The following is a 25,983-nucleotide window of genomic DNA, read 5'->3' as shown; positions in this document are numbered from 1 at the left end:
AACAGCAGATTATCATAACTTAAAAGATATTTCACAATAAACCGGTAAACGGCGATGCGGACCTTCTGGCTTCATTCCAACGCTTAGTTTCTTACAGGCAGGTGTTTGTCTTTCCGGTGAAGCAACAACGCAGAATTCCAAGACCAGAAGGCCTTTTTTTGGCAGCGGGATAGGCCAAACCAACCGCTACGACTTCAAAATGAAAGCGGGATCCTGGGAGCAGCGCAAAGAACTTATGAACATAACGATCATTGTGAACCTCATAAACGCTATATGGCAATTTCAGAAACGACTTGCTCGGGAGAAAGGCGACATAGGCTTCCAAAGCATCCGGAAGGAGGCAAGACCCTGGGGATATCAGGTTATGCCCATAGCGGACCTTCTCACGCGTCACGCCTGCATCGAAGGGTGACATGGAGCACACGACCGAGCCGATCTCTGAATGAAAAGACACAATACGTTCTTTTGCATATTCCTCAAGCTTCCTGCGAGGACAGTAAATGTAGAGCGGATTATCATTCACGGCGATTGTGTCCAACGGCCCCAACCTCGGTCCGTGCAAGCATGCACACCTGCTGAACCATGTCAGGATTCCGGTCACAGCATCACCCGGATCGTCGTAGAGTACGAGTGACTTGACCCAATTTTTTTGGGCATCAGCCAAGGTTTGTTCCACAAAATTGCGATAACCCACGACTGCTCCGATCAGCACGAGCTTGGCCTCTTCGCGGTTCCGGATCCGCAGCAGGCTAATCACCCTGAAAACAGGACGCTGATATACCATCATTAAGCTTTATGAGGGGTGTAGCATCCGGAGCTCTTTGGAGCCCCAGAGATTGAATCTTGCTTTATAGCTGAAAAACGCATGTGCAGGGAACGTGATCATGGTAATTTTACGGCTTTATACTGTTGAAATGCCTTCTGGAAACAGCATTCCTGTCTGTTAAACTACAAACAGGACCCGTTACTTAACTATTGGATGAGCGTAGGGCCGTTTTTTCGATAATTGACATGTGAATGACATAAAGCAGGTTTCGAGCTTATCGAGGTGATCCTTATCGCCACATTGTCAAAAAGCATCCACCATAGTCCTATAATTGCTGACAGACACGTAGCGTGCCTCCCTGGCTCATCGCAAAATTGAGGCTTGTGCCTTCGCTTGGCTCGTGACGAAGCCAGCTTTCGATGCCCGAAAACGATGGCCCACATTGTCTCACGAATCATTACGATTCTGTCAAAAAAATACGCTGTTTCACCAGGATGAATTTTCAATTTGTGTAAAATCTGTTCAATAAATAATACTTCCTCAAAGATGTTTCAGAAAAGCATCAAGGACTTATTTTTATTAAATTATTTTTATCACATTCTTATCCTTGCATGAAACATGCATCCATATCATTACATGTCTCATCGGGAGATACACAGTGGCACTAGCATGGTTATATTGATCCCATACACTAGGGTTGTTTTCTATCCATGAATAGAAAACAGATTAAGTGCTGATAAGGTTCTGTAGTTCATCGAAGCTGAGATTTGGCAAACCAAATTCCTCGTCCGACTGGGAGAACAGCGTCTTCCCCACTGCGACGATGTCGTATGGGATTATGTCGTTCTCTTCTCTACTGAAAACGACAAAATGCTCCTCCGCGCCACCACAGGTGGTGATTTTGGACATGCTGATCGTGAATTTCTTACTGGGCAAAATGGCCACGAAGCAGCTTACGGCATGCGGCATGCTATAGGCGCCTGGCAAGATACTGTTGAGTACGTTCTTGAGCTCCTCTGCTGGAATATCCGTTCGGTATGGTGGGAGTGATGAAGCCAGCACAAATTTGCGATAGCACCGCAATAGGGTTTTTCCTTCGACGTATTGCGATAATAAATTCAGGGAGGTGTAGATGTAGATTGGTGAGTCATGTTGGCAAATTCTATCTGGCTGGACGGCGCCAGGAATGCTGCAACACGGCGTGAAGACACAGCTTTTGATTGCGCGCAGAGTCTCTTCGTCTAGGCCGGATTCGGACAGGACTCGGACAACCCAAGATTGCTGGAAGGGGAGAATCTTTCGAGTGAGGAAATCCCTATAATTTGCGACCGCCGCGCATAGGCTCTGCTGAAGTTCTTCCAGGGAGGTGTTTGCGAACAAATCAATTGTCGGAAAGACGGGGCGATCATCCCCTGAGGGTATCATATTTTGATTGTAAGACATTAGTGAGGTGTGCATGGCCGAAGGCTAGTGGCCCTCTATTATAACACTCACCTGCCCAGTGATTGTCAAACATCGCAATAAAGAAAGTTTAGGTTACTATTTCGCTCGTGCCGCACTTGTCAAAGTGGGAAGTGAGCATATCAACATTTTCAAACGCTTGTTCCCAGAACACCGACGAATTCATTTGACCGTCACCAGAGCTTTGATGCTACTCAGATATTTGGGCACCGCGATGGGACCCGTGAAACAGCCTGGGTCCACTTTTGAATTGCGTTGCTCCTGAACATCATACCAACTGCCACGATAAGGACTTGTTTTTCACACTTTCGTGTAAATCAATAGTCAGCAATCGAACCTGCCGACAAATTTGAAAATCTCTCAACAAGTCTCGCAATGAGGTGAAACTGCTGTGTTCGAAACACGGAAGCAACCATGTTTCGGTTGGGTTGGAGAGGTTTATCTTAGCGACTCTCTTTCAAGAACGCGTCCCATGCCATACAGCCAGTCATTCAGGCAACGTCGCGCAGTTTGTCATTTCGCCCTACAATCACAGCGGCGCTAGAGGAAGCGACAGATTTTCAAATGATAGCTGGCTTTCCGAGAGTCGAGTTAAACTGTTGATGTGGGTTCTGCGTGCCAGATTGAATATTTCAATTTCATTGATACAGTTAAATATTCCGCGTATATGCCTCCCCTTTCCTTTAACGTTATGAACGTGCTGTTATACCATTCCAAATGGAAAAATACAAATTCGCTGAAATACCAACAATTGAAATTCATTGAATCGCACTTGGCTCTATAATATTACACGATCCGTCGTACAGATTAAGTCATTGGCATCATTATTAGGCGAACGGCACATTTTCTTTCCGAATAGAAAACTCGTTTTCCTTTAAAAAAACAACTGACTATCGTCTAGTCGACGCCGCTGCTTTGACTTATAGGCCAAAACAGGACCGAGACCCACGCGGTGCATTTTTATTCGGTGGATTCGAGCACAATTAATAAAGGAGCTTTTGCATTCCCTGGATGCCTCAAGCTGTGCCAAGTTATCAATGGAGAACCAGAACACTCCGGTTGAGGCGATAGAAAGAAAGCTCAAAAGCAGCTGGCTTCACTCCCTCCATGTCAGAAAAATCCTCCCTTCACCCTTCTTGGGAGGACCTTACTCTTACATCACTGAGGAAACCGATGTCGGCCAAGAAGCAGACTGCATTCGAGGCCATTCCGTCACTCCACTGCCAGAAGATGAAGGCATGGTATCACATCATATGCAGCAGATCTTTTGTTCAACGCACCAGCCAGCGGCCCATGACCATGTAGATGCGTTTGCTTTAAGAGCAGCACCGGAACCGGCCGTCATTCCTGATGAAGATATTGCCGACAAATCTTATCGTCCATTCGCCAGTTCGGAGAACAGCTTGACGGATATCCTCATGCGCATGCCCCTATCCACGCGAAACGCTTGGGCCACTCAAGCGCGCAAGGAAAGAGACGACGCCTTTCGAGTTATTCTTGAACTCCCCAGCCTGCCCAAAGAAGTTAAAAAGTACCTGCGTCGAAGCGCGCAATCCATTCAAACGCAAGAAATGAGGTGGCAACTAAAATGCCACCTACCCCTTTCGGAGAGGGGTCTGTTCTGGCTTTGGTTGGTCATAATGCAGTTGGCGGTTGTCCTGCCCGACATAGTATCTGCCTCACTTGGAGCGGAAGTTGCCGTCTTGCGCTCTGGGCCTATTACTCTGCAAACACAGCTTATGGTGCTTGCGATTTTTGATTATCCTTGGGCGGACACGAGGCTCGCCGCTCACCTGGCTTGCGAAGTCTTCCTCGGAGGATTGCCAGTTTTAATTTTTGGCTTATTCGCCATTGCTATGCCCCAACATGAGGGAACCACATTTCACACCGCCAAAGATGTAGCATGGAAGGCGTCACTATGCATTCTGTGGCAAATGCTGATGCAGAACAGGAAGAACATCCGGGATTTATTAAAATACTCTTTCTTGCGGATGAAAAGGATTTCTACAGCTCAGAGTTCCGATTTCACTTCTGAATACACAAGATTGAGGAATTCCAGCGCCATCATCTATTCCTGGCTCGACACCTTTGAGGTGAGTAACCGTCTCCGTATTCAGATCGGTTACCACAAACAAGACCATGAAGATGCCCTGAGGGTTCTCCGGTGGGTCGGCCATATTGCCGACGATAAAGACCGCAATCCTCGGGGAGGCAAAGCAGGCATACTAGTAGCAATCCTGACGATGGCTGGCCTGATATGCCTCTCTACGTTTCCAACCGATGCCTATTCAGGCCTTATTGCGGCGGCCAATCTTGTGCCGTTAGCTGCGCGGGCCGCTGTTGACGTTATGGATAATTCGCAAAGCTCGCACGATCTGTTGCGCCTTTTCACCGCAACCGCCGGCGTAAGTTTTCCAAGCACTTTATTCGTGCTGGGCAATTCGAGTTACTGGCTTCTGACGAAAAAAACTTTTCTTGCTGGGTTCGCCAACATTCATTTCTGGATAGCCTTCGTACTGATCTTTTTCCTGAGCCTTTTTCCCAAACTTTGGGGGAGACTATTCATGCACGTTGGCTCGAGACTCCTCAATGATCGTTCAGAGCCGACGTTATAGAGCAAGATGGAAAATCTGTACCGTGATATTATTATAGAATCCTGTATATCAGACATAGGAAGCAATTTATGTTATCTATCTATTCTCTGTAATATTGAATTACTTATATAAGTTTCATATTTTATAATAGTCTATATATCTTGGTATATAAATGTATTTATAACTTTAAATAACTCGTAAAATAATTATAACTGTAATGACTCCGCGCAATATTTACACATAGACACACACATCATCTCATTGATGCTTGGTAATAATTGTCATTAGATTGTTTTTATGCATAGATGCACTCGAAATCAGCCAATTTTAGACAAGTATCAAACGGATGTGAATTCAGTACATTAAAAACGTCCGCAATGTGTTATTAAGTTGTCTAAGCGTCAATTTGTTTACACCACAATATATCCTGCCACCAGCCAGCCAACAGCTCCCCGACCGGCAGCTCGGCACAAAATCACCACTCGATACAGGCAGCCCATCAGTCCGGGACGGCGTCAGCGGGAGAGCCGTTGTAAGGCGGCAGACTTTGCTCATGTTACCGATGCTATTCGGAAGAACGGCAACCAAGCTGCCGGGTTTGAAACACGGATGATCTCGCGGAGGGTAGCATGTTGATTGTAACGATGACAGAGCGTTGCTGCCTGTGATCAAATATCATCTCCCTCGCAGAGATCCGAATTATCAGCCTTCTTATTCATTTCTCGCTTAACCGTGACAGGCTGTCGATCTTGAGAACTATGCCGACATAATAGGAAATCGCTGGATAAAGCCGCTGAGGAAGCTGAGTGGCGCTATTTCTTTAGAAGTGAACGGTTGACGATATCAACTCCCCTATCCATTGCTCACCGAATGGTACAGGTCGGGGACCCGAAGTTCCGACTGTCGGCCTGATGCATTCCCGGCTGATCGACCCTGCCGCTATTGCCCGCCAGGCCGACCTCGATGCGATGAACATCGAGATATACCACTTCGCCAGCGGCGAGGCGCGCCAGCTTCGAGACAAGGGCTTCGCGGCATTCTGCTACCTGCCAGCCGGACATCATGAAAAGCTGATGCAGTACGGCATCAATGTCGAAGCTCAGGTTATCCAGGGAACCCGCGACGGGGAGCTCGACCAGTTTCTCGGAGATGATGTCGCACAGGTTGCAAGGCTGAAAGAAGAAGCAAATGGCTGATCAGAATATGCCAAAGTCTGCCGAGCAGGATACCGCTGCCATTGTCGAGAAGATCGCCCGCAAAGCCGGCGAGCGTGCCCTCGATCACTTTCGTTCCCTGTCGAGCCTTCCCGTCGAGACAAAGGGACACCTCGACCTCGTTACCGAGGCCGACAAGGACGTTGAGGCATTCCTGATTGGCAGCTTGCGGGAGGCGTTCCCCGATGATGGCATCATGGGTGAAGAAAGTGGCGAGATTCCTGGCGCCTCCGGGCGCGTGTGGGTCATCGATCCGATCGACGGAACATTCAACTTCGTCCGCGGCGGCCAGAATTGGGCGATCTCGATTGGTCTGTACGAGAACCGTCGTCCGTCATTCGGCGTGATTTATGCACCTGTTCGAGATCTGATTCTGGTCGGCGGCAAGACCGTTCCAACACGGTTGAACGGTCAACCGATCAAGCCGCTGCCAGCGCTTGATATGTCGCGTGCCTCGACCGGTTTCAGCCGCTTTATTTCGGATGATCTGAAGATCAGCTTCCGGTTCTGCGGCGCCGCGACCTTGTCGATGATCGAAGTGGCGATGGGCGAGACCGACGGCTACGTGTCGCTCGGGGATTTGACCTGGGATGTGATGGCGGCACTGCCGATACTCGGCCATCTCGGCATCTCCAATACGATCGACTGGGACAGGATCGATCTCTCGTCGAAGCTCCGTTTTGCGTGCGGAAGCGAGGAATTCCTCAGCAAGGTGCGCCCACTGATCGAAAAGGTCTCAGCGGCCGCGTAGTCGAAGCCCCGGCGCTTTGATTGAACACTTCTTCGCAATCGTGGCGCAGCGCCTTTACAGGCCGCGGCGCCGCTCAAAAGCCGGATGCGGTTCTTGTTTCGAAGGAATCCTGCATCGGAAAGGAATATTCAGTTCGTTGAACGCGTCGGCACCCGCGCCAGGGATGACCGCTACGCTTTCTCAATTCGAGGGTGGATCACGCCATGCCCGGTGAACCTGCAGGACAAACAGCTTTAGCACGACTGGCAATGGTAGCTGACAAGCTCTGGACCGGCGAAATCAGGACCCAGTACGCCGCTATTTGCTATCGGCGAACCGATGACAGTTCAGGCCCAATCGAGGTTCTCCTTATTACCAGCCGGGGTACCGGGCGCTGGGTATACCCAAAGGTTGGCCAATGGCGAAAAAGAAGCCGCATGAGGTCGCAAGCCAGGAAGCCTGGGAGGAGGCTGGTGTCCGGGGACGCGTCCGAAAAAAGGCTTGGGGTCATTACACCTACGTGAAGAGGCTTGGTGACGGCGAGTTCATTCCGGCAATGGTCCAGGTCCATCTTCTCGATGTCCAGCGGATGGAAGACGACTTTCCGGAACGCCATCAACGCGAGCTTCAATGGTTCAGTCCCCGTCTGGCGGCATCGGCGGTCGGCGAGCCGGAGCTACGCGGCCTCTTTGCGAGGCTCGAAGAACGAGAAATCCAACGGGCCGCCGCCGTCGCCTCCAAAGCGGATTAAGCGCCTCAGAACTGGAAATCATTATGAACAATATTATCGCAACGGGCTTCAATACGGCATCGACGGACGGCGAGCTTGACAGCCTCGAGAGAGAGCTGCGCCGCCTTGAGGCAATCGGCGTCGACACGGTCGAACTCGCCCTTTCCAGCCTCGATCTGATCGCAGGTGGCCGCATCGTCAAAGAGCGTGCCGATCGGCTCAGAACCCTTCTTGAGACGTTTTCCTTCCGCTATACCGTGCACGGCCTCGTGTCCTCGAACTTCATGGACCCGGCAACGCGCCGGCACCAGGTCGATGCTGCCAAGGCACGGGTCGAGATTTGCGACAGCATCGACGCCCGCGTTCTCGTCCAGCACGCGGGCTTTCTGCGCGCCGATCAGATCGCTCAACGCGCCGGCGCTGACGAGCGTCAATGCGAAGCGCTGCTCGAATCGGGCGAGCATGCCAAAGCGTACGGTATTCGCATCGCCTTTGAGAATATTTTCACAACGGAGCCGGGCCAGTATCGTCAGACTCCGGCCGAAGTTGCCGCAACGGTGAAAGCCGTCAATCATCCGGATGTCGTAGCCCTGATCGACTTCAGCCACGCCTACCTGGAATCCAACTATCGCGGCCTCGATTTCCGCGATCAGTTGCGCGCCATGGCCCCGGTCCTTGGGGCTCCCGGTCGCCGACTGTCGAGGCGGACCGCGACGACAAGGATAGTTGTAATCACAGATGGGGGTATGGAATGCAGCACTGGCTGGACAAGTTGACCGATCTTGCCGCAATCGAGGGCGATGAATGCATCCTGAAGACCGGGCTCGCGGACTTCGCCGAGCATTTCGGCTTCACCGGTTTTGCCTACCTTCACATCCAGCACAAGCATATCATCGCGGTGACCAACTATCACCGCGAGTGGCAATCAACCTATTTCGACAAGAAATTCGACGCCCTCGATCCGGTCGTCAAACGCGCAAGATCCAGGAAGCATGTCTTCGCATGGTCGGGGAGCAGGAACGGCCGGGGCTGTCGAAGGAAGAGCGCGCCTTCTATGCGCATGCGGCCGATTACGGCATCTTTGCGCAGCTCATTCTTGACCAATGCCGCCAATCCATCATGACCTTTACGGAAGTCGACCGGCTTGCTCGCGACCATGATCCGTACGCGGTTCGACGGAAAGATCATGCCGGAACCGCGCAGGCACGCGCAATAGCGGCAATGCGGGCGGCAGACGCACCTTCTTCCAGGCGGATGGTGACAGCGCCGACGATGATCTCAGGGCGGCTAGTTTTATTGATCAGCGGCTCCGCAACGGGTGGATCGATGACTACCGCTGCGAACTCCACTGGGTCATCGGGTGCAGGTAGAACAAGCTTGCCCTGCCGCGCCATCGTTCGCCAAGTCGAAAGGCGGTTCGCCCGCAATCCATAGCGCTCGGCGCCCTCATTCACCATCGCGCGCCAGGTCTCAAGCTTTCCGAAACGATCTGCGCCTTGACCTCGTCCGGCCAATGCCGGTGAATCTCACGTCCAGACTTCCTGGTTGTGAGAAACTCCAATGTACTCTCCATGGAGAAACTCCCGTTGCTCGTCCATGGAAAGCCGATCACAGATTAGGGCGGCGAGAACAACGGGGGGGGTAGGACATCGGTTACGCTGAAGCCCTGTTTTCCGGCATAGGTATCGCGGGGCCGCACGACACGGCAGGTGGGCTTTGATGAGACACTCACGGCGTTGCTCCTATGGGCTGGCGGTTCAACATAGCTACATTGCAAGCTACACAAACGTTCTCGCAGAGTCATCTAATATGCGTAGAGGCTGCGCAGACGGATGTCACAACTCTGAACTATTCCTCGAGCACCACCTCGAAGTGGTGTGTTCCGCACATCTTGGCCTGTTTCAATCAAGCCACTGGGTGGACACTTGAATCGGTAATTTCATTCTAAAGTGAAAGCCCTCCTGACATGGAGCGCTCTCGGCTCCGTGAGCTTTCCAAAACCCTCGGTCGCTCATGATCCGCCTTCGGCAAAGGACCCGGTAATGGCACACTAAGCAGTTCATTCAGTAACGCTTGCTGTTCCGAATTTGTCAAATGGTCGCCTTGCATCGAGAGTTCTGGTCGTGTTTCTGAGACGCGCGACAAGCCCGGTTCGCCAAACAAAGCCTGCGGATCAAAGCGCTCACTTGTCGCATTGGTCGAGTGATCGCGTTCCAAAGGCCCTTGCGAATGTTCATCGAACACACTCTCCGACACTGAACTCGTTCGCACCAGGCTGTCTCCGGAAGCTCCACGGAGGCTGTCCTCAACACGCCCGCCTGGTGCGCCATGTACTTCCAAAGGCGGCGGGACTGGCACGCTATGCAGGAAACTCAAGAGCTCTTGCTCGTTTGGATCCGACTGATGATTATTGATCGGAAATAAGGACATCGGCGGCGCTTGGGAATCCGTTCTGCCGACCGGCGATTGCGGATCGGCGGATGGGTTTATCGAGGCCCGCCGCGAACCTAACATCGTTATTCTTTCCGGCGATCCGGGAAACGACATCTCTGTTATTGACCGGCTTGACCGGAAGAGATTTCCCCGCCTCTCACTGAGGTTTTTTTCCTCTTGCTTTTCCCTTTCATTATCACGCTGGAGATTGACCGCCACTGGCCCTTTTTCCGACTTAGCGCCTTCCCTTGGAAAAACTGGATCTGAGGCACGCACATTTGACGATGGAGGTAGTGTTTGGGAACCGACCCGTCGCTCGGAGTTCGGTTGCCGAAACAAGGGTGAATTTTGTATAACGCCATCAAATCGTCGGTCTTTTGCAGGCACAACCCTAGGCTCAGCCTCATCACGACGGCCGTCTCTAAGAGAGTTGACCAGATGCGACTGCGGCGCCGAATCCACATTTGCCGTCTCCCGTGGAGGCGATCTAGGGATAACTGCGCGCTCTTGCCAAGCCTTCCTATGCTCAATGGATTCCGAATTTCGCAGCTTCTGAGCGTCGTGTTCTTGTTCACTTAGCGTCGTCAGTTTCCGACGAACCGTCACGCCGAGTATCTTTTTTGAGACTTTTTTGATATCAGCGTTCAAATACGCTGTTTCACTCTTGTAGATCTTACCGAACGTATGCTTGGTGCTCGTCAATTGCCCGCTAGCCTCATCGTAGACAGCCGATCGCTTGTTGAAGAGCCGTCGATGACTCGATATATCTCGGCCAAGTTCGTTGCCCTCTGTGTCTAGCAGGGATCTATAAGATTTGCTGAATGCGCCACCAAGTTTTCGAATTGTCGTCTGAGAGGTCTGACGATCCACGGCTTTCGTCGAATTCTTGGAAAAGCCGAGACGTTTGCTGCCGATGAGCTCGAGGTTGCCTTTTTCGTCCCGCTCAAAAGTTTCCTGCTTGGAACCTTTTCGACGGGTTAGTTCACGAAAGAGCCGGTTTTCCGGTCCGCTCCGGTAGGGTGTGCTGACCTTCTCGGAAATAGGTTGAAATAGCCGATTTCGGTTGACAAACTGCGTGCGGAACAGCAGGCCATTTTCGTCTCGTTCCCATTTTTCTTCAAAGCGTCCGTCTTTGTATTTCACATGCTTCGCGCGAAGTGTACCGTCCTCGGCATAAAGATGGCTGCTAACGCTCCTCCAGGTCTTCTTTTCGTGGAGACCCAAGTAAACATTGCCAGTCTCTGCGTTACGCTTCAGAACCTTTCTTGTTTTTCTTATTATACCATGCTCGCGCGTTAATTCTTTTGGGCTGTCGACCCGAAGCTGTTTATTTCCAAGCATTTTATAGCTTATTTCGCCTCGAAAGCCGTCTTCCAGCTTGTCGATTATCTGCATATCGGCGACATATTTTCGCTTCTGGTCCGGCGTTTCGAGCCGGGCTAGATTCCTTGTTGCCTCCTCTTCAGTAAGCGAGGCTTTACGCATTTGCTTAGAAAGCCGCTTAGCAGAACGGCGCATGTCAGCCGTAAGCGACTTCGCGACACTCTTCTTCGTCGTGTCGACCATTGTTGAATCCTTTCAAATGCATATTTTGAACTAAAGGGCTTCGTCACTGACGCGGTATCAGGAAATCTACAGACTGTTTACGGTTGGGCCGCGCGGTCGGCTTTCATAAGTCCGCCGGCTGTCACTGATGGGGGGCAATGCTGGCTCCGGCCGGACAAAAGCACGTGAATATCTATCGGACGGTTCAGCGAGAAGCTGCGCTGCGTCGCTCGGTAATTTCATCATCAGGCGCTCATATTCCACAACATTAGTGTAAGTGCCGGTTCTTTGCCCCTTTTCATTGCGATCCGCTATCAGGACATCTTTTTGAGACAGTTGTTGCAACTTTTCCGGGGACAAATCTGGAACCTCACGTAAGTTCGGGCCATCCGCAACAATAACCGCTGCCTGTCTGTCAAACTGCTCAAACTTGACACTATTCGCATGACTTTGCCGACCCATCGACACGGGCAGACCAACTTTATCCATCAGTTGGGTAAAGTGTTCGGGGTCGGAATATTCCAGTCTTGAAGGTGACATGTAACGGTTTCCGTCGCGAGCAAGGACCTGAACTCGATCCCACAACTTTCCCTCTTTCAAGGCTTGCGTCCAAGGGGAGTTGGGTAGGTTTTGCAATAGGTAGTCAACGCTTACATGGCGATCGCGAGTCATGCCTCCCTGGCCATCTGGCTGCCTTCCCATATTCACAGTCGCAGCCGGAAACTGCTTGTTGTGAGCTCGATTCTCGCCGGCGAACTCTGCGAAACGGATATCCGCACTGCCCCGCTCCCATGATTCCAAATATTTGGAGTCATGCATAATCCCAGATTTGGATTTGAGCTTGATCTCGGTATCGCTACCGTATTTAGTTTTGATTGCGCGTTCGAATTCCTCAAATCGCTTGTTAGCGTAAGCGTCGCCCGCAAACCTGTACGAGAAATGTATATCATTTTGCGGGGTCTTGATTAAGATATCCGGCAGCAGTGAACCAGCTTGAAACTGGTGCTCATAGCGTTTTTGAATTTCTCTGCGCCCGTATTTCTCTGTTTGTATATATCTATCCTCAGGCCTCAATTTATAATTTCGGTCGAGCTTAATATTCTTGTCTGTTTGATAGAAGATGTCGGTGCCAGTGATGCCCATCTCTGCGTGAGCGCGATTCCAGACTTCCAACTTGTACTGAAAACACTGTTTACTCTGTTCTCTTGGCTCCAGGTTATGCAATTGTGCAGCCAATTGCTCCGGGATATCGATCCTCTCGAATGCGAGGGGCGGGGGATAGTAGTTGCCGACTCCATCCCTATAGAGCCGGCAGCTCGCATTGAATTCCGCCTTGGTGGGCAGATGATCGAGGTTACCTTTAGTAGTACCTGCGAACTTGTCTTGTCCGGTTTGCCGCACAAGAATATACTCGTCGGTACGCCGATCATGGCCTGGTAAAGCCATCTTCGCGAATAAGTTGGATAGCTCATTTTCAACCTCAGACCGATTGCCTTGAGCGCTGCTAGAAACATGACTTGACTGAGAATCGAGCATGTCCGCATCCAACCGCGGGCCGAGATCATCCGTGTGAGTCGGGCTTCCGTGCATGTTGTGTTCGGGAGTTTCTTGGCTACCCGTCATATCAATTTCGGACATCCCGGTGGAATTTACGCCCTCCCTCTTCTGGCGCTTCAAATTCACGAAATCAGAAGTTTCGACATTGCCTGCTGCGGTCTCAGTGATATTTTCACCATTGCCTTCGGCCTTCGGATCCATCGTCTAACTCCTTTTAGCCGGCTAGGTTTTCTTCGGGGAGCGGGCAGTGAAGGACAAAATTCTCCAGTTCAATCATTTCGAGATCCAAACTCGTAAAGCCATTTGACTGGTGATGGTCGCTCAACTCCTCTTTGTGAATTTCTTGCGGCTTCTCAACCGCCAAGACAGGCATGTTTTTATTCGCATTTAGCTTGATGATCACCATATCATTGTTTCTCCTACAGAAATTACGATTTTCCTAGTGCCTTCCGCTCCGATCCTGCCCAGCCCAAATCCATCGAACGGAAAATTATCGGTGCAAATTAAGGTTTGCTCCATCTTCATGGCCCCGAATGGCCCGGTGCGAGTGTAGGGCCTCCTGCACAACTCTCTTCAGACGTGGCGCATGCTTTGCCGGAAGCCCACAATCGTCGACGGTTTTCATCTTTCTCTTGAACCAAAAGTCGCTCAAAACAAGTCACACAGTGAGGTTGTCGGTTTGCCGCCAGGTCAACTTGACTATCGACGTAAGCGGCTTCAGCCGGTAGCCTGCGCGGGACGAAAGCCGTCCGATCAACATCATCACCGTGCATTGCTTTCTAGGCTGCTGCAGCGGCAGTCACTCTTCGGACACAATCAAGACTCCTAATAGAATTGAGCCTTCGGTGAATCTACCATCCGAGCCTCCGTCATTAAACGAATATCGCGTTTCATATGTAATTCTTGCCAAGTCACGGAGTTAGCACGACTTTATCGAATAAGGCCGCAGGAGATAGTGATCGAGTAACCGGTGCCGTGTGAATGTAATTCTTTCGGAATGCCACAATGACTGGTCATTCGGGATCCCGCCGTTAGCGTTTACGGTGTTCTGCACGGCCTCGACCCCACGGATCAGACTCTTCGCTTGTCGAGGGGGATAGTATTCCTCGACGCGCCTCGACAATCTCAAAGCGCCCAGCAAATCCCTCATCATCCGCCATGCCAAATCTCCAGCTCTTGCCGGAGACGTATTGGCACGGACCTCAATGCTCAGGAATATCCGTATTCAATGGGATGGAGACGGCGGATACGTTGTACGGTCGCAAATTTCGGCTCTCGGCGAACTCAAGTTTGCCCTATCATCCGACGATGGCGAGTTGTGCAGTTCATTCAAGGTCGATCGAGCGGCATCAAGAGCTTGGCGATCCTCGCCAACGGAGACGGAAGCGGCTTGATGCGCGATCGTCATCTCCGACTCTAGCCGCTCATCGCGTTCGTTTCGAAGATGACTATTGGCATCTCCTCGTTGCGACCGGGAGGGGTTAACGGGAGGATTCTGCCAGACTTGTTTATCGAGGGCGCGTTCCGCGGCGCGTAATCTTTGAGCGTCAAGTTCGCGTTTGCTTAAAGTCTTCAATTCTTTACCGACCGTGACGCCCAGGATTTTCCTGGAGACCCATGGCGGACCCGCGAGAACTTCATCTTTGCTGAGAGAGGTTGCGCGGCCCCTCGAAAAATCGACCATAACGGGAATATGCCATGAGATCGATCGCACGGGGCTTGGCAATAGAAGCTGTCGTGCGTTTCTCCGCCGATTATTTTCCAGGGACGAGACAAGCAGATGGTGGATCAAAAGTTGAATGGCACTGCTGTCAAGAAATCGATTGCGAAGTCCGTAACAATCATTGTCTAGGCGACTTTGTCAGCGATTGAACGCTTTGTCTCTGCCTCGATCGCGCGGATCATAAACCCGTCGTTCATCGGGCTCGTCGGTAGTATATTCAACCTTAGCGGTCGACGATTGAGCTTCCAAAGGTGACGCGCCAATTAAGCCGGCGGTCCGGTTCAACGCCGCAACGAGTGCCTGCTTTTTCTGCCGTACACCAAGTTGTTTGGCGTCCAGATCCTTCTTTACGTCGTACAGGGCCAAAAACCGCTGATACACTTGACACTCACGCTCGAGAGTTGGCCATTTTCCGGTCAATGCGGTCTCGCGGGCAAGCACAGCTTCCGTTTGCCCACGAGGCCCAAGGTGTAGCAATGGGGGCGCTTGTTCTTTGCTGGGTGGTGAAAGGACCGGATCACGACTCACTGTATAGTTGTAGCTAATTGTCGCAACTTGAATTGGCATGGTAACCCCATCGGGCGTTTCACTTTGGAGACCATGGGTGGCGAGCTGGTGCGCGTAGCCCAGCTGGTTCAACTGGTACCCATTTGAAGCTGTTGCACCTTCCGCGGACGCAACAGGGTCCGACAGGGTTGCCCTTTGATCTGCGCGATAGCTCGCATCATCTGGCCATCCGCGCCCGACCAGTCCAGTCCGTCCTCTTCCTGTCCCTACGTGTTGCCGATGAAGCTCCTTGTATTCGAGGTATGCCGGCATTGGCCTTTCGAGACGACGGCCTTCTTTGGTCGCCCGCAAAGTATCGTGGACGACCTTAAATCCGAAAATGTGCTCCGATTCGTATTTCCCGGTCTCTGTAGCCAGCCGAGCTCGTTCGTTTTTCCGGCTTGCATAGGTACCAATATTATCGGTTCGCGGCCGAGTAGTTTGTTCCGACGGAGAGGGCTCAGCCGCTTGTCCGCAATCTTCGGACAACAGTCCTTGCGCACCGAACTTGCCGCCGTGAATAGTCGCGTTTACTGCCCGGCGGCCTTTGGTGCCTAATCGCTTAATTTTACTGACGCCATCCAAACGATTACATTTGGCGATGCTTTCCGTTGGATTTGCATCCGGTCCAGGCGACCCGAAATTTAATGCACGCCTCGTTTCCAATTGTGAGCATGCCGGTGATTGCAGGTGACTCGCCTCTTGTGCTGCCAGATATGCGAAGGCGGGCCGGCCTGAATCTGATTGATTACCCAAAGCGCGGTTGGACTTGTTGGCGCCACTCGATTGCGAAGTGGGGCTAAGCGCCTCGGCTTCCGCAAACGGATCATGTTCATCGGGAATCCAGGCCAACGGATCAAGATCCGCAAGGCGCGCGTTCACCACAAGATTTTGCCATCGCGGTTGGGCAGGCTGCCTCCACCTTCCATACGCTTGACGTTCCGCATCCCCTAGCGACATTCCCTCGTATAGAAAGACTGGCGAGGATGTCTTTGCAAGTAACGAATTCGAAACCGAAGAGCTTGCTATGGAAGCCTGGCGCGCATCTAGGATGAGGGCTTCCCATGACGGTCGTTCCGGTTTGCTCCAGTTCTCGTATGCAGCATGCTCGGGTTCCCCGAGCTTCATTCCATCATAGATAAATGACGCGGAAGAACTCTTCCGCTGGTCGGTCGAGTCCTTCAGGCTGGCCTGTCTTGCATCGGGCCGAAACTCTAAGTTTTCTTCAAGGGAATTGTGCTCGTCTGTAATCCAAGAAGGATGGTCGAGTTCTGCCATGCGTGCATTAATGACGAGGTCCTCCCACGTGGGCTGAGCGTCCTCTTGCCATTCTTTGTAGGCTTGCCGTTCCCCCTCACCCAGCGGAATTCCCTCATACTCAAAAGTCGAGGAAGACCCTTCTGAAGCAAAGAGCCAGGCGGAGCTGTCAATTGCATCAAGGCGCGCCTTAAGTACCAGGTCTTTCCACGTGGGCGGCTCCGCGTTGCCCCAGTTATCATATGCCTCGCGCTCGGGTTCTCCGAGCCTCATCCCGTCATAGTAAAACGATGTAGGAGAATTCTCGTCCTGGTCGATCGGTTTTTTCCGCTTGCGTTTCGACGCTTCAGACCGAAACTCCTCGCCTTCTTTGAGGGGATTGTGCTCGTCTGCAACGTCAGCACAAGGATCAGGTACCGCCATTCGTGCGTTGACAACGAGGTCTTCCCATGTGGGCTGAGCCTCCTCTTGCCATTCTTTGTAGGCTTGCCGTTCCCCCTCACCCAGCGGAATCCCTTCATATCTGAAGATCAAAGGCGACTCCTCGCCCAAATCGGGGAGCCAAGCGGAACTGTCGATTGCATCAAGGCGCGCCCTGAGTACCAGATCTTTCCATGTAGGCCGGTTCGATAGACACCAGTTCTCGTATGCTTCACGCTCCGCGGCGCCAAGCTTCATGCCATCATAGTCAAATGATGCAGATGGATGCTCGCCGCGATCGGTTTGGCCCTCAAGCGAGTCGTCCGCCGGACGGTTCCTGGGCTCGATTAGATTAAGGACAGGGGTAGCTCCGGCGGGAACTTCGGCAAGCGATGCAGTCGAACCGCTAAGATCGACGTTCGGGTTTCCTGAAGGTCTCATGGCGATATCTGCTTAATCGGCAACCTCGGGGTCTAGCTCCGCATTCGATACAACCGGAATATCTGACGACGCCCCGCATCGAATGATTCCAATGTGAAAGGCAGCTTGAAGTCATTTCACCGAGTGCGAGGACGCGGGTCCATATCGTTGCTGAAGCGCAATGATCTGCTCCAGCAGCTGCTGTTGTGCAATCATAGCTGGAGCCATTTCAGCTGAAACACCGAAATCTGGCACCACGCCACCGGCGTCTTCTTTCACCTCATCGCTTTCAATAAGGCCCTGGGGGACGTCAATTCCAGTTGGGAGGCTGTCCTGCTCGTCATCCATTTCACTGTTTTGCGGTGTAGCGGCTTCCATATTATTAGGTATCGAATCGATGTCACCTAAGCCCTGCGCCTCCGTGACGGCGGCTTGTTGACTGAGGTCTTGCCCATCCCGATGGACACCTTCCGAAAGCATCAAAGATGCGGGCTCAGGGAGGGCGCCAATTTGGCATTCGAAAAGGCGCCTCAGCATACGATCGGAATAATATCGCACCTTTCGTAGTTTGAGAGGCGGATGCCCTTTAATAAGGACGATTTCATTGTTATCGTCAAGCAAGCGCACTTGTTCGGGGCGCAAAAGCGGTGCCCCCTGATCGGAAATCTGGATGTTATGATCGAACATTCGGGCTTGACTGTATGAGGTCGAACGCGCCTTGAACGTATAGTCGCCGATAGCTTTTGAGATATAGGTCGGTGTTTCGTCGTCGGCCGTGGCCATAAATACTTGCACGCCAGTGTTACTGAGAAAGTTTTGTTTGCCCGCGTCATCGTAGGTGCCCGTCAAGGCCGAGAGACTCTGAATAATAAACATGAAGCGGCCTTTGTAACCGGCGATGGTTGTAATCGCGGTCTCGATTGCCTCAAGCTTCCCCAGGTGTTTAAATTCGTCAAGGAGAAACAAAACTTCATGCCGCTCATCTTTACCTGGCAGTGATCGCTGCAGAATTGACACGACCTGCTGAAAAAGGAGGCGCATCAATGGCGCCACGACCTCGAGGTCGTTGGGGCTGACGCAAAGATAGACGCAGGTCCTCTTCCGACGCAGATCATAGACGGAAAAATCTGATCGACTTGTCGCTGCTTTAACCAATGGATCAGCCCACAGGTTAAGTCCGCCGTCGCCGAGCACTGATGTATAAGAAGTCAAAATTTTCGTGTCGTTACCCGCCATATTGTCGAAAATACGCTGAGCCTCTTTATTTCGGCTTTCTTCCGCGAGGTCCGCAAAAAGTTTGTACTTCTCTCCAGGTTGAGCAAATAAGTCGTAGACCGCACCAATTGTTGGCGTACCGCGCTCAATACAGGTAAGGATGCCCGCAACGAAAAGGTCCCGCGCGCCGTCGATAAAGCCTTCCGCTCCCTTGCCTTTGGCCGTGATGAGGTTTGCGGCGAGGCGGCGCGTCTCGGTAAACTGCCGCTCGGGCGGTAAAGCTGCAATATCGAGGACGGGATTGTAACAATGAGTCCGTCGCTCTGGATCCAGAGGTGAGAACTTGAAAACGGCGTCGCCGCCCGCTTTGCGTGCTCTGGAAGTCAGCTCAAAAAGCTCGCCTTTGACGTCGAGGGCTATCACCGAACCCTTGAAGGTTAGGAGCGTCGGAATAACGACGCCAACGCCTTTGCCGGCGCGCGTTGGCGCGACAACAAGACTGTGAGGCTGTTCGCCATTGGTCAGATAGCTGCCGAACCAACGAGGGCCACACGTCTTGCCAAAGATCGGCCCCTTGATACCATTATAGCGCTGCAGGTAACCGGCGTGCCGCATTTCGCCAAATCCCGCCCAACGAGCCGTGCCATGATGCTCGTGATTGCGAAACGATATGATAAGTTGGCTTAACAGCACAACAATAGACGTCGAGACGACAATGGCTAAACCGCAATAGAAGACGGGGGTCGCATGACCCATATAGAGCGGGGTCTCGTACCAAAAGGCGAAGACGCTAAACGTCATCATCGCTTCGCCATTGAAACCATGGCGAAATGTTACATAGAGACTTGCCGCGCAAAAACCGGCTGCCAGCGAACATAAGATGCTGACAGCTAAACGCTGGGGCGTAGTCTTGCTCGAATTCATCACTTCACCGAGATTCTTCGATCGATCGCAAATAGGGCTTTTGATTTGGGTGTTGCTGCGAACAACACAGCCTTTACCGCCCGTAACCTTCACGTGAACGCGAATCCAATCCTCTATAAGGGTGTGTCCTGCGATCACGGTCATCCCGTTTCCAAATGTCGTCTATTGCCGAATGTTCTGCCGCATGACTAGCCAGTTGTCGGTCCGCGCTGGGTCTAGACATCACGTCGCGAACGGGCGTTAACGCGCGAGTTCTACCAAGATTGTCATGCCCCAAAGCAGGAGCAGGGTCACCAAGCCTGGCAGCGGTGTTTTCGACGTCATTTCGCGCCCTAGAACTGTCAACGGCCGGCTTCACGTAAGTGTTCTCTACCAATTTGTCACAAGTCTTTTGTGCCTCGTAGAACCACGATGTAATCGGCTGATTGGCATTGGGAACCAACGGGGTAACCGATCGAGGGCTAACCCGGGGTGCAGAAGAGTTGCCCAAATCAAACCGCGTATCGGCTTCGGTCGAGATTTTTTGCTTCCCCTTTTCAACAGCAGTTCTTGCGATCCGCTCCGACTCTTCGATATGGGCCAGATCGGCATCGGTTAGATCGGGGAAATCGTCAAGGCTTGCTTGCGATGTCTTCGGTGAACGTGAACGCTCGCCATTCAGTCTGGTAAGACTCACACTATCGATCGGCATCTTCTCCGCGCGTTCGACAACGCCTTCTTTCCGGAAAACGTTGTCTGCTCCCGCTCCGCGCAAATCTGGTACTATATTTCGCACTGATAAAGATCTGTTGGAGTGAGATTCGACTAGTGCGTCGATTTTTGCCAGTTCGGCCTCGGTGAAATCAGGGAAGTCATCGAGCTCCACTCCTGAGGACCTCAGCGCTTGCGGTAAATGCCCGCCACCGCGACCAAAAGGTACCTCCCAGTTAGTGGGCACCCCGTTCGCCCTGTCGGACACGCCTTCTTTCTGGAAAGCGCCGCCTGGTCCGCGCTCACGAAAGTCCGGTGCGGCGCTCTCCCCGGCCGGGGGCCCCTTGGAGAGAGATTCGAACACCGCATCGACTTTTGCCAGGTCGGCGTCGGTCAGTTCAGGGGAATCGCGGTTTGTTTGTGATAACTTCTGCGCACGCGGTGAAAGGTCATGATGGGATCCAAGGATTGCGGCGCCAAGGGCACCCCTCCCCTGTTCGCTCGAGCGGTCACTGCTGACATCGTCGAGAGTTTCAGTGTGTGCGCTATGAGAACTTGCCTCAGCATTCGAATTAGGCGTTGTTACGGTAACTGAAAGACTCTGAGCTTCGCGCCCAAGATACCGGCTGTCCGCGGAATCGCCGAACTCCTCCAGCCCTCGGAGCGGTGACGAAATGGTGTTGCCTGAATTCCTGGTCGTCTCGCTGCCAGTATCCCTCTCGAACCATTCTGCGAGTGGGCCTGAATAGAGAGCGGAAACAGGAGTGCCATCGGGAAACGTCGAACTTTCCTGCGCAGATTTCTGTGCTCTATCTGCCGATGGCTGAACATTGTACACGCCCGGTTCCGGCGCGCCTTGCCAGTTCGACGAATGCGCGGCCCGGTTCACGGGCGAAGATGCCGAGATAGTATTGATCTCTATGCCTAAGCCGTCTTGCCTCTTTATGGTTAATCCGCTTGCATTGCCGGGATACTCAATTTCGCGCGGTCGCTTTATGCCCCTTGCACTTAAATCTGGCAACGCACTGGCTTCCCTGTCTTGTTTATTAAGATTTTCCCGTTCAAGCTCACGCAGATACTGCATACCGGTGCGGAAAGAACCGCTTTTTTTCCGCAAAATTGCGGATAGGTCCGTGCGGGCTTCGGATATTCCTGGCGGGATTACGGGATCCCGCAGACCGGCCGCTCCCAGTCGTCCGCCACTCGCCGATGTTTCTTGGACGCCGTGCGGCATATCTTCAATTGGCGGTCGCGACAAAGCCGTTGGGACCGAAGTGTCCCGACCGTCTTCTCCAGCAACGATTGATTGTGCCTGGATGGGGATCCGCGCGGTCCCACGCCCTTCATCATTCGAAGCCACAGGAACGGGCCACGCATAGTGTCTGGTGAACTCTTCATTTGCCATCACTCGGTCCTTCTCTATCTCCTATTTCCCCCACGCCCGTCCTTGCTGCGCTCATCTCTCTCGCGTTTGCGTTCACTCGGTTCTCCATCATCATCTTCACGCGGACGCTTTGAAGGGACACCTCTCCGTTGCTGGAGGTGGGCTGTAGCAGACAATGAATCGGTTGCGGTGCTGGCCCGCGTCGTGGCCGTCGGTGGAGATGGGCGAGACGTTCCAGCTTGCCGTACTAAGGGGCCACTACTGCCATCCTGTTCGCCGGCGTTCGCCTGGGGCCCAACCGCGATGCCTTCCAATGTCACACGTTTTGCTCCACTCGGCCCTCCGTCGTCATCATGAGGACGCTTTGCACGCCGCTGCCGGTCGTGTGTCGTGTGCGTGGCAGCTTCAGTTGCTGCGCGAGGAATATCGGGAGTGCGGTTTGCGCTCTCCACACGGCCCTCGGCAACACGCGAAGAGCCGCTCCCTATGTCGTCCGCGAGAATGGTTTCGGAAACGAATGGTTGAGCAAGGCGCTCCGTCTCCAATGCAACCCGCACAAGGACACCGGCTTCGTTGCTGACACCAGCTGGCTCCTGGAGATGAACTTGCGACTCATTCTGCCGATTGTTGGGCCGAGGCATGTCCTCCGGTCCGCCCGCGGATGCTTCAAATGGGGATGTATCGAAAGGTTGGCTGAATTCTGGATGATCTCCTTGCGGCGACGACTGTTCCAAATCCGCGTCTTCGAAACGGATTTGGCGAGCCTGCTCCCGCTCAAGGCGCCGATATTGGGCATAAGTGATCGGCCGCTCGGTGATGCCACGTTCTGCTCGTCGGCTCGCATCGAGGGCAATGCCATGACGAAGTGAAATCTCGGCCATCTTTATGCGCAGGGCGTCGTAATTCAGTTGGGGATGGCGCCGAGATATCTTCAGCCAGCCGTGTCCTAAAAGTTCGCGCCGATTGACGACGACATGCAGATGTGGGTGGTCGCGATCGATGTGGAAGGCCGTAAGATAGTTGTATCGGCCCCCCCCTGCGCCTGACCCAAACATCTCGGCTGCCCACTCCCGGCTCGCCGCATAAGCCGCTACCTGGCTTGTACCCGCGGGGAAGCTTACAATAATATGGGTGGTCAACTCCTGTTGCCTTTCCTCGTCTGGCTGACTTTCGTCATAAGTTCCAGTCTCTTGAACCCAGCTTCGGGCAAGTTCGTGGATTTGATCCGGTGGCAGGGGAATATCGAGATGTCGGGCTGAACGCTGCAGCTCCAGCCTGCCCTTCCGGGATAGATACTCCAACTGATTGATAATTTGTTGAAGGGTCTTGGTGCCACCTCCCGGCACAATGCGAATGATAACTTGAGCTCGATCGGGCATCGAATATGTTCCCCGCCAAGTGCTACGTCAGTGCTACAAGGCGTCTTTCAGCAGCGAGCAACCGTCGATCCGCCGCCGTGATACGGACAAAATGGAACGGAGCAAGCCGTCGAGGTCAGCGAAAGATTTACCGAAGGCGATACGTTCAACTCGCAAAGCCTCCAAATCCATTGTCGGATTTTCGGCATAGGCAGATAGCAGCGCGGCAATGTTGCTTGAGAGTGTTCCTATGGATTGTAGTATGGCCTCCATCCTATGACGAGTCTCTGCGTCGATTTCAAGAAAGCCACCAATGCGGCGCACCGCAACCCGTATGGCCATGCTGTCGGAGAGGCCCAGCAAGCGTGCCTGATGAGAAAAACTCTCATATTCGGCCGATCTTAATCGGGTACTGACGACCTTGAAGCCTTCAACCTTCACGCATTCGCGCTGGTTGACGGCAATGTCACTTGAGGTGGGCCTACTGCCTTGCGACATAGCTTCCTCCATAGAAGACGGAAAGATCTGAACTTGCCCCGCCGTAGCATTTCCTCGTCGTGGCAGATGGGAATCTAGCCATATACAAAACGAAATCAAGAACACATAAGGGATATTTATTTTTATATTATTACAATTGAAATTATATTACAATAAAATTGAAATATAAAATCAGGTAATTACTACATTACTCATGAATTATCGCAAAATCATACACACAAATAAAAGTACAGACGCACTTCCGCTTCACAAAATCGACAGGATAAGGACATGAAACTTCTGACATTTTGCTCCTTCAAGGGAGGAGCCGGCAAAACCACGGCACTCATGGGTCTTTGCGCCGCCTTTGCAAGTGACGGCAAACGATTGGCTCTCTTCGACGCTGATGAAAACCGACCACTAACGCGATGGAAAGAAAACGCCCTTCGCAGCAATACCTGGGGCTCCTTCTGCGAAGTCTACGCCGCCGAGGAAATGGCACTCCTTGAGGCGGCCTATGAGGACGCCGAACTCCAGGGATTTGATTATGCGCTGGCCGATACGCATGGTGGTTCGAGCGAACTCAACAACACGATCATTGCCAGCTCAAACCTGCTTCTGATCCCGACCATGTTAACTCCGCTCGATATCGATGAAGCATTGTCGACCTACCGCTATGTCATTGAACTGCTGCTGAGCGAGAACTTGGCAATTCCGACAGCCGTATTGCGCCAACGCGTGCCGGTTGGTCGATTGACCACATCGCAGCGCGCGATGTCGGACATGCTCGCAAGCCTTCCAGTTGTACAGTCTCCCATGCACGAGAGAGACGCATTTGCCGCGATGAAGGAACGTGGCATGTTGCATCTCACATTGCTGAATATGAGAACCGATCCGACAATGCGCCTCCTCGAACGGAATCTCAGAATCGCCATGGAGGAACTCGTCACTATCTCCAAATTGGTTAGCGAAGCCTTGGAGGGGTGAAGATGGGAATTCGCAAACCCGCTTTGTCTGTCGGGGAGGCCAGGCGGCTTGCCGCCGCTCGACCCGAAATCGTCCATCCTTCTTTGCCTGTTGCCACCCAAAACTCGACCCTGCCGCAGCCGCCTGAAAATCTCGACGAGGAAGATCGACGACCTGCCCCAGCCACCGCCAAGCGTTGTCACAGCTCTGATCAGCAATCGATGCTGACCGTGGATGCTTTGAGTTCGACGACAGCGCCAGAAAAGATCCAGGTCTTCCTTTCAGCGCGCCCGCCCGCGCCTGAAGTATCGAAGATATATGACAACCTGATCCTGCAATACAGTCCTTCCAAGTCGCTACAAATGATCTTGCGCCGTGCGCTTGGCGATTTTGAAAACATGCTGGCGGATGGATCGTTTCGTGCGGCTCCGAAGAGTTATCCGATCCCTCACACAGCTTTCGAAAAATCAATCATCGTTCAGACCTCCCGCATGTTCCCGGTCTCGCTAATAGAAGCCGCTCGCAATCACTTTGATCCATTGGGATTGGAGACCGCCCGGGCTTTCGGCCACAAGCTGGCTACCGCAGCGCTTGCATGTTTCTTTGCTCGGGAGAAGGCAACGAACAGCTGATCTCTCAAAAGATAGGACCCATCCAATCACTCCGCAGTGCTGAGTTTTTCGGATAGTACCGAGGAAAGGCAGCTTTGCCAAGCCGCATAGCAATCTGCTCACGTTGGGAACAGATTGCTAGAGGCGAAATGCACCTCTACCTCAGGCCGCCATCACACCCCCGTACGAAACATCCACGTCAGCGTCAAAGAAATAGCCAGCACCTCTTGCAGTCTTGATCAACTGAGGGGTCGTCGGATCCCCCTCAAGCTTCCGGCGCAGCCGCAAAATGAGGACATCAATACTTCTGTCATACACCTCCTCCTCGCGTACCCGACTGGCGATCAGAAGCTGCTCCCGGGATAGGACGTCGCGCGGCTTCTCCAGGAAAGCAACCAGGAGATTAAACTCACCTGCCGTGAGTTTCACCTCACTGCCCTCTTCCGAAATCAAGCGGCGTCGCCTGAGATTAAGTGTCCAGTCAGCGAAACTAAATGAGCGTCGATCTTTGGTTCGCGCGACACTGGGCCGCACGCGTAACGCAACACGGATGCGCGCCAGAAATTCCCGCGTCCCAAAAGGCTTGGCAATAAAATCGGTTGCTCCCAACTCGAGCGCAATAACTTTGTCCGCCTCTTCGAGGCGAGCGCCGCTAATAATTATGATTGGAACATCGGACTTCGTGGCCAGACTACGAACAATTTCAAGCCCATCTTCGCGACCCAAATTAAGATCGACGACCACGACATCGACCGTCTCGGAGCAGAGTACACGATTGAACTGCTTGCTGTCGGCTACCGCAGTCACCTTAAAGGCATGGATCGTAAGATACTCGACTATAAGATGCCGCATAGCGACATCGTCATCGATGACAAGAACGTGTTTCAACGGTTCACCTCTCAATCTAGGATCCTGGCCAGCCATTTGCAGCTCAACAGAATTTATACACGTAAAGATTGTAT

Annotated in this window: 21 protein-coding genes and 3 pseudogenes; 8 read left to right on the top strand and 16 right to left on the bottom strand. The window is 52.6% G+C overall.

Annotation, left to right across the window (positions count from 1 at the left end):
• Positions 1-91 precede the first annotated feature (91 nt).
• Positions 92-787 carry a D protein gene (locus tag FY152_26360; protein UXS35667.1) on the bottom strand — a complete coding sequence of 232 codons (696 nt, stop codon included), beginning with the start codon at positions 785-787 and terminating at the stop codon, positions 92-94.
• Positions 788-1,492: 705 nt separating this feature from the next.
• On the bottom strand, positions 1,493-2,224 hold the full coding sequence (locus tag FY152_26355) for a C' protein (GenBank protein ID UXS35666.1): 732 nt from the start codon (positions 2,222-2,224) through the stop codon (positions 1,493-1,495).
• 1,040 nt (positions 2,225-3,264) lie between these two features.
• Here FY152_26355 and FY152_26350 point away from each other — a divergent pair.
• From FY152_26350 to FY152_26325, 6 genes and pseudogenes are all read left to right on the top strand, one after another.
• The gene (locus FY152_26350; GenBank protein UXS35665.1) at positions 3,265-4,842 is read left to right on the top strand and encodes a C protein; all 1,578 of its coding nucleotides are present in this window, start codon (positions 3,265-3,267) and stop codon (positions 4,840-4,842) included.
• An 890-nt stretch (positions 4,843-5,732) separates the two neighbouring features.
• On the top strand, positions 5,733-6,017 hold the full coding sequence (locus FY152_26345) for an agrocinopine phosphodiesterase (GenBank protein ID UXS35664.1): 285 nt from the start codon (positions 5,733-5,735) through the stop codon (positions 6,015-6,017).
• Complete coding sequence (locus tag FY152_26340; GenBank protein ID UXS35663.1) at positions 6,010-6,786, top strand: inositol monophosphatase; 777 nt, start codon at positions 6,010-6,012, stop codon at positions 6,784-6,786. Before FY152_26345 ends, FY152_26340 begins: the two co-directional genes overlap by 8 nt.
• A 203-nt stretch (positions 6,787-6,989) precedes the next feature.
• A pseudogene (locus FY152_26335) lies at positions 6,990-7,516 on the top strand (NUDIX hydrolase).
• Positions 7,517-7,539: 23 nt separating this feature from the next.
• Entirely contained in the window at positions 7,540-8,271 is a 732-nt protein-coding gene (locus FY152_26330) for a sugar phosphate isomerase/epimerase (GenBank protein UXS35662.1), read from the top strand.
• A complete protein-coding gene (locus FY152_26325; protein ID UXS35661.1) occupies positions 8,247-8,618 on the top strand; it encodes a hypothetical protein in 372 nt (123 codons plus the stop codon). Before FY152_26330 ends, FY152_26325 begins: the two co-directional genes overlap by 25 nt.
• Here the strand turns inward: FY152_26325 and FY152_26320 are convergent.
• From FY152_26320 to FY152_26260, 13 genes and pseudogenes are all read right to left on the bottom strand, one after another.
• Positions 8,426-8,683 carry a transposase gene (locus tag FY152_26320; protein ID UXS35660.1) on the bottom strand — a complete coding sequence of 86 codons (258 nt, stop codon included), beginning with the start codon at positions 8,681-8,683 and terminating at the stop codon, positions 8,426-8,428. The genes FY152_26325 and FY152_26320 overlap by 193 nt on opposite strands.
• A pseudogene (locus FY152_26315) lies at positions 8,680-9,068 on the bottom strand (IS66 family insertion sequence hypothetical protein). Before FY152_26315 ends, FY152_26320 begins: the two are co-directional and overlap by 4 nt.
• An 84-nt stretch (positions 9,069-9,152) precedes the next feature.
• Positions 9,153-9,227, bottom strand: a pseudogene (locus FY152_26310) (cupin).
• Positions 9,228-9,439: 212 nt separating this feature from the next.
• Positions 9,440-11,494 carry a virA/G regulated protein gene (locus FY152_26305; GenBank protein UXS35659.1) on the bottom strand — a complete coding sequence of 685 codons (2,055 nt, stop codon included), beginning with the start codon at positions 11,492-11,494 and terminating at the stop codon, positions 9,440-9,442.
• A gap of 66 nt (positions 11,495-11,560) precedes the next feature.
• A complete protein-coding gene (locus FY152_26300) occupies positions 11,561-13,231 on the bottom strand; it encodes a type IV secretion system single-stranded DNA binding effector VirE2 (GenBank protein ID UXS35658.1) in 1,671 nt (556 codons plus the stop codon).
• A gap of 13 nt (positions 13,232-13,244) precedes the next feature.
• Positions 13,245-13,436, bottom strand: coding sequence for a type IV secretion system effector chaperone VirE1 (locus FY152_26295; GenBank protein UXS35657.1), 192 nt, complete (start codon positions 13,434-13,436; stop codon positions 13,245-13,247).
• Between the two features lie 115 nt (positions 13,437-13,551).
• Positions 13,552-13,803, bottom strand: a complete 252-nt coding sequence (gene virE3, locus FY152_26290) for a VirE locus virulence protein VirE3 (GenBank protein ID UXS35656.1) — start codon at positions 13,801-13,803, stop codon at positions 13,552-13,554.
• Between the two features lie 452 nt (positions 13,804-14,255).
• On the bottom strand, positions 14,256-14,822 hold the full coding sequence (locus tag FY152_26285) for a virA/G regulated protein (GenBank protein ID UXS35655.1): 567 nt from the start codon (positions 14,820-14,822) through the stop codon (positions 14,256-14,258).
• A gap of 69 nt (positions 14,823-14,891) precedes the next feature.
• A complete protein-coding gene (locus FY152_26280) occupies positions 14,892-17,417 on the bottom strand; it encodes a virA/G regulated protein (GenBank protein ID UXS35654.1) in 2,526 nt (841 codons plus the stop codon).
• Positions 17,418-17,528: 111 nt separating this feature from the next.
• Positions 17,529-19,535, bottom strand: coding sequence for a type IV secretion system ATPase VirD4 (virD4, locus tag FY152_26275; protein UXS35728.1), 2,007 nt, complete (start codon positions 19,533-19,535; stop codon positions 17,529-17,531).
• Between the two features lie 73 nt (positions 19,536-19,608).
• Complete coding sequence (locus FY152_26270) at positions 19,609-21,630, bottom strand: protein virD3 (protein ID UXS35653.1); 2,022 nt, start codon at positions 21,628-21,630, stop codon at positions 19,609-19,611.
• Positions 21,631-21,644: 14 nt separating this feature from the next.
• A complete protein-coding gene (locus tag FY152_26265; protein ID UXS35652.1) occupies positions 21,645-22,988 on the bottom strand; it encodes a T-DNA border endonuclease VirD2 in 1,344 nt (447 codons plus the stop codon).
• 33 nt (positions 22,989-23,021) lie between these two features.
• Positions 23,022-23,465 (bottom strand): T-DNA border endonuclease VirD1, encoded by a 444-nt coding sequence (locus FY152_26260; protein UXS35651.1) that lies wholly within the window; start codon positions 23,463-23,465, stop codon positions 23,022-23,024.
• Positions 23,466-23,735: 270 nt separating this feature from the next.
• Here FY152_26260 and FY152_26255 point away from each other — a divergent pair, with 270 nt between their 5' ends.
• Both FY152_26255 and FY152_26250 read left to right on the top strand, forming a co-directional pair.
• Positions 23,736-24,431, top strand: coding sequence for a conjugal transfer ATPase VirC1 (locus FY152_26255; protein ID UXS35650.1), 696 nt, complete (start codon positions 23,736-23,738; stop codon positions 24,429-24,431).
• 2 nt (positions 24,432-24,433) lie between these two features.
• Positions 24,434-25,042, top strand: coding sequence for a conjugal transfer protein VirC2 (locus tag FY152_26250; protein ID UXS35649.1), 609 nt, complete (start codon positions 24,434-24,436; stop codon positions 25,040-25,042).
• A gap of 141 nt (positions 25,043-25,183) precedes the next feature.
• On the opposite strand, the gene virG is transcribed toward FY152_26250, so the two are convergent.
• Positions 25,184-25,945, bottom strand: a complete 762-nt coding sequence (gene virG / locus FY152_26245) for a two-component system response regulator VirG (protein ID UXS35648.1) — start codon at positions 25,943-25,945, stop codon at positions 25,184-25,186.
• Positions 25,946-25,983 lie beyond the last annotated feature (38 nt).

The organism is Agrobacterium tumefaciens, assembly GCA_025560025.1.
Lineage (GTDB): Bacteria > Pseudomonadota > Alphaproteobacteria > Rhizobiales > Rhizobiaceae > Agrobacterium.
Note: the sequence above shows the minus strand (reverse complement) of the source record. Positions and strands in the feature narration are given on the sequence as shown.

Bases quoted from the DNA above. Each gene is read 5' to 3' on its own strand.
- FY152_26340 (UXS35663.1), top strand. From the start codon at position 6,010: ATGGCTGATCAGAATATGCCAAAGTCTGCCGAGCAGGATACCGCTGCC.
- FY152_26360 (UXS35667.1), bottom strand. From the start codon at position 787: ATGATGGTATATCAGCGTCCTGTTTTCAGGGTGATTAGCCTGCTGCGG.
- FY152_26345 (UXS35664.1), top strand. From the start codon at position 5,733: ATGCATTCCCGGCTGATCGACCCTGCCGCTATTGCCCGCCAGGCCGAC.
- FY152_26250 (UXS35649.1), top strand. From the start codon at position 24,434: ATGGGAATTCGCAAACCCGCTTTGTCTGTCGGGGAGGCCAGGCGGCTT.
- virD4 (UXS35728.1), bottom strand. From the start codon at position 19,535: ATGAATTCGAGCAAGACTACGCCCCAGCGTTTAGCTGTCAGCATCTTA.
- FY152_26320 (UXS35660.1), bottom strand. From the start codon at position 8,683: ATGATCTTTCCGTCGAACCGCGTACGGATCATGGTCGCGAGCAAGCCG.
- FY152_26255 (UXS35650.1), top strand. From the start codon at position 23,736: ATGAAACTTCTGACATTTTGCTCCTTCAAGGGAGGAGCCGGCAAAACC.
- FY152_26305 (UXS35659.1), bottom strand. From the start codon at position 11,494: ATGGTCGACACGACGAAGAAGAGTGTCGCGAAGTCGCTTACGGCTGAC.
- FY152_26270 (UXS35653.1), bottom strand. From the start codon at position 21,630: ATGGCAAATGAAGAGTTCACCAGACACTATGCGTGGCCCGTTCCTGTG.
- FY152_26330 (UXS35662.1), top strand. From the start codon at position 7,540: ATGAACAATATTATCGCAACGGGCTTCAATACGGCATCGACGGACGGC.
- FY152_26350 (UXS35665.1), top strand. From the start codon at position 3,265: ATGGAGAACCAGAACACTCCGGTTGAGGCGATAGAAAGAAAGCTCAAA.
- FY152_26280 (UXS35654.1), bottom strand. From the start codon at position 17,417: ATGAGACCTTCAGGAAACCCGAACGTCGATCTTAGCGGTTCGACTGCA.
- FY152_26260 (UXS35651.1), bottom strand. From the start codon at position 23,465: ATGTCGCAAGGCAGTAGGCCCACCTCAAGTGACATTGCCGTCAACCAG.
- FY152_26295 (UXS35657.1), bottom strand. From the start codon at position 13,436: ATGGTGATCATCAAGCTAAATGCGAATAAAAACATGCCTGTCTTGGCG.
- FY152_26300 (UXS35658.1), bottom strand. From the start codon at position 13,231: ATGGATCCGAAGGCCGAAGGCAATGGTGAAAATATCACTGAGACCGCA.
- virE3 (UXS35656.1), bottom strand. From the start codon at position 13,803: ATGCACGGTGATGATGTTGATCGGACGGCTTTCGTCCCGCGCAGGCTA.
- virG (UXS35648.1), bottom strand. From the start codon at position 25,945: ATGGCTGGCCAGGATCCTAGATTGAGAGGTGAACCGTTGAAACACGTT.
- FY152_26355 (UXS35666.1), bottom strand. From the start codon at position 2,224: ATGCACACCTCACTAATGTCTTACAATCAAAATATGATACCCTCAGGG.
- FY152_26265 (UXS35652.1), bottom strand. From the start codon at position 22,988: ATGCCCGATCGAGCTCAAGTTATCATTCGCATTGTGCCGGGAGGTGGC.
- FY152_26325 (UXS35661.1), top strand. From the start codon at position 8,247: ATGCAGCACTGGCTGGACAAGTTGACCGATCTTGCCGCAATCGAGGGC.